Annotated in this window: 7 protein-coding genes and 1 pseudogene; all 8 read right to left on the bottom strand. The window is 29.6% G+C overall.

Annotated features, from left to right (window positions below):
• Positions 1–183 (bottom strand): NAD-binding protein (locus BACCOPRO_RS04180; protein ID WP_008141248.1); only part of this gene is annotated, 183 nt, incomplete at its 3' end.
• Positions 184–215: 32 nt separating this feature from the next.
• The gene (locus tag BACCOPRO_RS04175) at positions 216–1,295 is read right to left on the bottom strand and encodes a glycosyltransferase family 4 protein (protein WP_008141246.1); all 1,080 of its coding nucleotides are present in this window, start codon (positions 1,293–1,295) and stop codon (positions 216–218) included.
• Positions 1,296–1,359: 64 nt separating this feature from the next.
• Complete coding sequence (locus BACCOPRO_RS04170; RefSeq protein ID WP_008141244.1) at positions 1,360–2,610, bottom strand: glycosyltransferase family 4 protein; 1,251 nt, start codon at positions 2,608–2,610, stop codon at positions 1,360–1,362.
• Positions 2,610–3,812 (bottom strand): O-antigen ligase family protein, encoded by a 1,203-nt coding sequence (locus BACCOPRO_RS04165; RefSeq protein WP_008141242.1) that lies wholly within the window; start codon positions 3,810–3,812, stop codon positions 2,610–2,612. Before BACCOPRO_RS04165 ends, BACCOPRO_RS04170 begins: the two co-directional genes overlap by 1 nt.
• A gap of 13 nt (positions 3,813–3,825) precedes the next feature.
• Positions 3,826–4,794: a glycosyltransferase family 2 protein gene (locus BACCOPRO_RS04160; protein ID WP_008141240.1), complete on the bottom strand. Its 969-nt coding sequence runs from the start codon at positions 4,792–4,794 to the stop codon at positions 3,826–3,828.
• A gap of 10 nt (positions 4,795–4,804) precedes the next feature.
• Positions 4,805–5,734 (bottom strand): glycosyltransferase family 2 protein, encoded by a 930-nt coding sequence (locus BACCOPRO_RS04155; RefSeq protein ID WP_008141239.1) that lies wholly within the window; start codon positions 5,732–5,734, stop codon positions 4,805–4,807.
• 426 nt (positions 5,735–6,160) lie between these two features.
• Positions 6,161–7,147 (bottom strand): glycosyltransferase family 2 protein, encoded by a 987-nt coding sequence (locus BACCOPRO_RS04150; RefSeq protein ID WP_008141237.1) that lies wholly within the window; start codon positions 7,145–7,147, stop codon positions 6,161–6,163.
• A 3-nt stretch (positions 7,148–7,150) separates the two neighbouring features.
• Positions 7,151–7,384, bottom strand: a pseudogene (locus tag BACCOPRO_RS18285) (polysaccharide pyruvyl transferase family protein); the annotation flags it as partial.

The raw sequence follows: 7,384 nt of genomic DNA, 5'->3' as shown, positions 1-7,384 counted from the left end.
ATCCTTTTCAGCCAGGTATTTTTCGATGTACTCGTCCTGGATCGGACTGATGCGGTTATTGATTTTCTCTACCTTTTCGGGGATCACGTCCACAGCCGTCACCTGGTGATGCTGGGATAAGAGTGTAGCGATGGACAGACCTACATAGCCTGTTCCGGCTACGGCGATAGTATAGTTTTTCATATTTATTCAAGAATAATTACTATTTACAATTATTATTTTATCAATGCGTGATAAATATCATACACTTGATTAGCTATTTTCGACCAATCAAAATCAACTAAATTATAATTCCTTGATTTTATATTTTGTAATTTATCTAATATTTTTTTCTCTAAAGAACCTTCTTTATCTAACTCAAAATAATCATTCCTATCCAAATCTACAAGATGAGTTGCAGGTATATCACTCACTAATACATCCAATTTATAAGCCATTGCTTCCAATAACACTAATGGAAATCCTTCATTCCGTGATGATAATACAAACAATGCAGCATTAGAATACAATTGACACAGATCATCTCCAAACGTATATCCAGTAAAAACAACTCTTTCAGAAGGACTCATATTCTGCAATTCTTTATAATAACTGCGTTCTGTTTCTACACCACCAGCAATAACTAATTTGTAATTTGTATTAAGATGTGAAAAGGCTTTAATTAATATATCAAATCCTTTCTCTGGAGTAATTCGTCCAACAGCAAGAATATATTTTTTTCTTTGTAATCCCAATTTTTGAATAAAATCTATTTTTTCAGATAATTTTATTTTAGGTATTCCATTGGGTATATACACATATTTATTTTTAAATTTAGGAGAAGATTTCTCCATTTGGAATTTATTGACAAATATTATCTTGTCAGAAAAAATAAAAGCTATTTTTTCACTCAATTTTAAAACAAGCCTTGCAAATCTACCCCATTTTTTATGCTCATAATTAGCACTATGGTAAGTTAATACAACTTTAATTCCAAATAATTTAGCTAAAGGAGAAAACAGTGCAGGACCAATATTATGATAATGAATAATATCAGCCCTTTTAATAATGGAAACCCAAGTAGAGAAAAAAGAATGAATGACAGTTTCTACTCCTTTTATTTGAGTTGATGGCAAATCAATAAAGTGTAACCTATTATAATCAGGTGTAGATACAATATAAGGTTTCCGTCTAAAAACAAATATATCAATAGCATTATATAATTTTGCTATATTCACATATAAAGCTTCACAATGTTTTTCTACACCACCTTGAATTTTCGGAAACCCTCTAGTTCCAATAATACAAATTTTCATTAAAATATCAAGTTGCTTCTATTGCAAATACTTATTCAAAAAAAATAATGGAACAAATTCCATCTCAAATAGAATTTGCTTGCCTATAAATATTCATGACACGCTTATAAAAAGGTATTAAACGTGCATAATAACTTTCTTTACTCATATCATTATGAGCAAATCTTATAGCATTATCACTCATCGTCAAATATTCTTCATCGCTCAAATTACTAGCCTTTCTTATTATATCGGCTAATTCTTTAACATTTTGAGAGGTAAAAATATATCCAGTCTTTCCTTCTTCTATAATTTCAGGAATACCACCGATTCTTGAACCAATAGCAGGTACTCCTTCTGCATAAGATTCAATAATGGCCATAGGATTATTTTCATAACATTCAGAAGGAACAATAACAAAATAAGCTTTTTTCTTTAAATTAATTAACTCCTCACCTGATTTATACCCCAAAAATTCTATGTTATGAAGATTATGACGCTCTTGATATATTTTTAATTTATTTTCTAAAGGTCCTGCCCCAACAATTTTTAATTTTGACTTTGGATTATCCTTCATTGCATTCATTAATGTTATAATGCCTTTCTCCTCTGATAATCTACCTAAAAACAAAAAATACTTATCTGTTATGCATCTACCTGTTTCCGCTATCGAAACAGAAAAATTGTGCAATACAATATTGGGCTTTCTCTTAAAAGCAGGTATATATTGCTCATGTTTTTTACGAGCAAAATCACTTACATATAAGAGGCCATCAATATATTTATTAGGATTAAAATATTTATTACGAAAATACATTTCTGCTGCCATAAATATACTTAAAAAATAATTTCCCTTAGTACATTTATGCGTAAAGCAACGGTAAAAATATTTTCCAGTACAAGCCTCGCAAATTTGTCCCCTACCATCTTTAAAACTATATGCAGGACACACCATACGATAATCATGAACCGTAAAAATCACAGGAATATGGAATTTTCTTAAAACAGGAAAAATAGATGGAGAAATTTGTCCCCACATCAAATGTATATGAGCTATTTCCGGTTTTTCTTCCAATATTAGTTCTTCTAACTTTTTTGCTGCATCAGGATAATAAAAATAATTTCTTAGATTAATTACTTGTCTAAACATTCCCTTACGAGTCTCCTTTGATTCAGGAAAATATTTCTCAAACTTTGAGGGAAGATTCTTATTCCATTTTAACGTAAAATAAACAACCTCATGTCCATTATTTTCCAACATTTTTCCTGTATTAAAACACACAGTTTCTGCTCCACCCTTATTATAGTGGTAAACATCAATTAATAAGATTTTCATTATCTGCTATTTTGAATGTATCTATTTCCCTTATTATCATTAAGAAATAATGCCAAAATAATCATCATATATAATCCTCTATTATTTGTAAAAGTACTATCAGCCAAAGACTCTATCATGAAGAAAGCTATTATCAAAAGAACAGATTTATACACAATGATATCATTATATCTTTTTAGTTTATCTTGTGATTTTCTGTAAACTAATATCCAGAAATAAAAAAATAGCATGATACCTATTAAGCCATATTGTGCAAGGCTTGGATAAAATGTATCAGCGACAAAAGAATACTTATCTTCTGTTAACCCCCATAGGTTATCTATGCCATACTTTGTATATAAGGAAGAATAAAAGACTCCTGAAGCCCACGTTGCATAACTACCAAAGCCAGGTCCAAGCAACGGGTAGTCCCTTAATACTGATATCATAGTTATATATAAGGCCGGCCTAACAAATACTTCTTGCCCCTGTGTCCCGTCTATGACATAAAATAGCACTTTATCTTTTGCAGCCCAAAAGATAAGTCCTATTAATATAATCCCTACAAATATTGACTTTGGTTTTAATAATTTAAACTGCCTGTTCGGATGTACAAACAACATTAAGCAGAAAGCAAGAGTGAAAAATCCATAAAATTTAGATCGTTCTGAAAGTATTCCTAATGACCATATAAGTAATGTGATAACAATATCATTTTTTCTTCTCTTCGAACAATATAAATAGAGAAATCCTGTTATACAGACAACTGTAGCATATCTAGAAGGATGAGAAAATACGACAATCTGTGTATCTATACCCATAAATCCTACAATAACCAATAGAGGAACTATTATTTTTACGATACCCTCTATCACTTTTTTTTGATTAGAAGAACACCCAAGTCCTAAGGTATATATAATGTAAAAAACCAAAAAAGATTTTATTTGAATAAAAAGATCCATTAAAATACCTTCAACAGGTACTATTCTACGAATGCAGGAATACAAAAAATAGAAAATAAAAACAATACAACACTGAAAGAATTCTTTTGGAGAATTTTTCGCATATTTGTGATACCTCAAATAAATCCCAAATAATAATAATGCAAAAATTTCATCTGTATATGTAAATCCCCATTCACTTTCTATCAAATTATAGCACATTACAACTATTAAATAGCCTAATATTACAATCCAATAGATTATTTGTTGAATCCATTTCATACAAAATACAATCTTATTTTTTGAGAAAATTATATAAGTAACATACTACCTTTATACACTTTTTACACTTATATTTTAAAAGTAACACTACGATTTTATAATAAAAAGGAAGAGAAGGGTGCAATAATACATCTTGCATTTTGACCTTCTCTATTTGATTTGCATTACTTATATCTCCATGCAACAATAAATTAGCTATTATAGAAACCTTCAAAAATTCATACGAATCATTAACAGCCTTATCATCTATATGATTCCTCCTTATAAACTCCTTGACATCATTAACAAGAAATATTAAACCAGACTGTGATGATTGACTTAGTTTCGAAGATGTATATGAATTAGAATTTATTTGTCTATAATTATAGAAAGGCTGATTTATATAGGCAATAGAATGTGCATAATAGAATAATTTGTAGGTCACAAATAAATCTTCGCAATAATTCACTCCTTCTATATTAACAATATTATACTTTGTATAAAGTTCTCTTTTTATCAGTTTATTACATACGCTGCCATGCATTCTACCAGATAATAAAGCAGCAATACAATCCATATTATTAGCAGGAGGATTCACATATATACGCTTAGATGAATTTTGATACATCTGCATCCAATCACATATTACAATATCTGCATTTGTTTGTTGAGCCTTCTTATACATAGATTCATACATGTTAGGCTCAACCCAGTCATCACTATCACAACTTATTACGTATTCTCCTTGTGCTACAATTCTACCTGTATTCCTCGCTGCTGCTAAACCACGATTATTATTATGACGAATTATTCTTGTGTGCAAAATTCTATTAGGATAATTATTTAATACAGAACGTAATATATCTACACTATGATCCGGACTACAATCATCAACAAATATAAACTCAATTGATGATAAAGTCTGTTCAAATAGTGAACGAGCACATTTTTCAATATATTGTTCAACCTTATAAATAGGAATAATTACACTTATTGGATACATATTATTGCTCTTAATTATTAAACACGCTCCGATACAAATAAAGAGGTATTCGTAACATTTCTTTTAAAGTAGGAAAATGATAAGCAATTGACTTTTTAAAATAATAAAAACTTTCTTTAAAGCAAAAATCATTCAACAAAGCCAAAGCTATATCCCAGTAATTTTTGTGATAAATTTTATTTTTATTAGAACTTGCGTTTATATCGTCTTTAAATTTATCTAAATAATGCTCACGATAAATTTGTACTTGCTTCCCTGAGGGACGATTTATATTGTATGGATAGATATAATAGTAAAGCAAAGCACCATTCGGTTCTACTTGTTTAAGTTTATATTTTCTTAAAATGCGCGTAAGAAACTCCCAATCTTGATGTCTTTTAAAACTAGTATCAAATCCGTTAATCTCTAGGCATACACTTTTTCTAAGCATTAACGAAGAAGAACCGAATCCAGCTCTACAAAAGAGGAATTCTTCATACATATTTTCGGGCAATACAATTTTATTCAACTTTTCTTTTACTCCATGCAATGTTATAGTTCGATTTATTGAGTTACAAAAAACTCCTGCCCAACTATCATCCAATTGATTTAAAACTTGTACTTGCTTCTCAACTTTTTCGGGAAAGAACTCATCATCATCATCCAATAAACAGATGTATTCTCCCTTTGCATTAAAAATGCCTGTATTTCTGGCTGCACTGCCATTACGATTTGTCTTATGTGTAATATATGTTATCTGCTCCTTATCAATGTATGACTTAAGAGTTTGAAAAGTTGCCAATTGGTTTTCTGTATTCTCTCCATTATCATCCACAACAATGACTTCAACATTCTTATATGTTTGGTTCAATACGCTATCTATTGCCCTGCAGATATACTGGGAACGGGCATAAGTTGGTATTATTACACTAACAAGTGGAGTACTTATTTTAGATTCCATAGCTATTTTTTTATACTTTAAAAATTGATATATTTTTATTACACCTAAAACATTCTAAATTAGTACACATATTTCGGTTAAAATTAAGATTTACTTCGTCCTTTTTTTAACAATTATACCCATTAATATTCCACCATAAGTTTTTGATCTTTATTATCTTCATATCCATGATCTTTAGAATGCTTAAAGGCTACCACCCAAATAGTTTTATTGATCAATGAGAGTACATTGCGGATAACGTGCAACTACGGTCTGCAGTTCTTAGCATATATCTTCCTTTTGCACATTATCGTCAAGGATAATTATTTCGATATTTTTATACGTTTATGTATAATGCTTTTAGTAACTTTCTCTAGAAAATCTGCACGATCGTATGCCGTAGTGATAACGCTTACTAAAATACAATCTTGCATACTATTTTATTGATTAAAATCTATTGATTAACAAAAATAGCTTTTGGAAAATGCTGATTATTCTATATCGGTTTTTTTCTTTTTTCGTCAAATTTAATAAGCGAAATGATAAAATTGTGCAAAAATAACTAGCATAGAATCTGTTTTTCTTTAGGAGTAGTATATATGATTTACATAATTCTTTATAACCAGATAAATCCCTATTGTAATGACAAATAAGGTAGTTTGTGTATTTGAGTAATTGTTCTTTATAGAACGGCCCATCAAAGTTTGTGTATATATCTTCTAATATCTTTAGCCAACTTTCATCACTTCTTTTTTGTGACAAAGATGACATTATTGAATTGGGAGTTATATAATGTATATAAGTGGGTTCGAATACGAATGCTATGGACTGTAGAACCTTTGTTACATGATACATCCACTGTTGGTCTTCATGAATAATTCCCTCCATAAAAAATAATTTATTTTGAAAAATGAACTCCCTCTTGATTAATTTGTTCCATGCATTAACGGGAAATATATTTCTAATATTATAAAATTGTTTTCTTACCCAAGGATTATTGTCTTCAATGTAATCTATTGTGATGTGACGTGAAATGTTGTATGAGTCATTCAACGCCTTAATATTACCTTGTATAATTTCAGCATTTGGATGATGTTCCAAGGCGTCTACTAAAAGTGTAATACAATTAGAGGTAATTTCGTCATCACTATCTATATAATAGATGTACTCACCCTTACTATGTAACGTACCTGTATTTCTGGCTGCAGCCAATCCTTTATTTTGCTGATGATGAATAATTGAGAAATGTATTTCTCCATTATAATTTGAAATAAAATCAGTACAGATTCTTATACTATTGTCATAACCGCAATCATCTACTATTATACATTCGATTGGACCTTTGTATGACTGTGACGCAATAGATAATAAACATCTCTTGATATAATTTTCTACATTAAAAACTGGTACAATTATTGAAATTAAAGATTCCATAATTTATTGCATCATTTTGATATTTGAGTAATTTTTCATCCATAAATTAAACACACCGGAACACTTTCCATAGGAATTGTCAAAGAGATATGTTTTTTTTCCAAGTAAGCAACTTAATATGGCTGCATGTAATCGTGTTGAATAAACATTCTTATATTGTCCAATAAACTTGATACCTACTTTAAGATATATATCTTTTAAAATATGTTTATAGCAGAAATCTAATAGGCGTTTGCG

The organism is Phocaeicola coprophilus DSM 18228 = JCM 13818 (genome assembly GCF_000157915.1).
In the GTDB taxonomy this organism is placed as follows: Bacteria; Bacteroidota; Bacteroidia; order Bacteroidales; family Bacteroidaceae; genus Phocaeicola; species Phocaeicola coprophilus.
Note: the sequence above shows the minus strand (reverse complement) of the source record. Positions and strands in the feature narration are given on the sequence as shown.

Bases quoted from the DNA above. Each gene is read 5' to 3' on its own strand.
- BACCOPRO_RS04175 (WP_008141246.1), bottom strand. From the start codon at position 1,295: ATGAAAATTTGTATTATTGGAACTAGAGGGTTTCCGAAAATTCAAGGT.
- BACCOPRO_RS04170 (WP_008141244.1), bottom strand. From the start codon at position 2,610: ATGAAAATCTTATTAATTGATGTTTACCACTATAATAAGGGTGGAGCA.
- BACCOPRO_RS04165 (WP_008141242.1), bottom strand. From the start codon at position 3,812: ATGAAATGGATTCAACAAATAATCTATTGGATTGTAATATTAGGCTAT.
- BACCOPRO_RS04160 (WP_008141240.1), bottom strand. From the start codon at position 4,794: ATGTATCCAATAAGTGTAATTATTCCTATTTATAAGGTTGAACAATAT.
- BACCOPRO_RS04155 (WP_008141239.1), bottom strand. From the start codon at position 5,734: ATGGAATCTAAAATAAGTACTCCACTTGTTAGTGTAATAATACCAACT.
- BACCOPRO_RS04150 (WP_008141237.1), bottom strand. From the start codon at position 7,147: ATGGAATCTTTAATTTCAATAATTGTACCAGTTTTTAATGTAGAAAAT.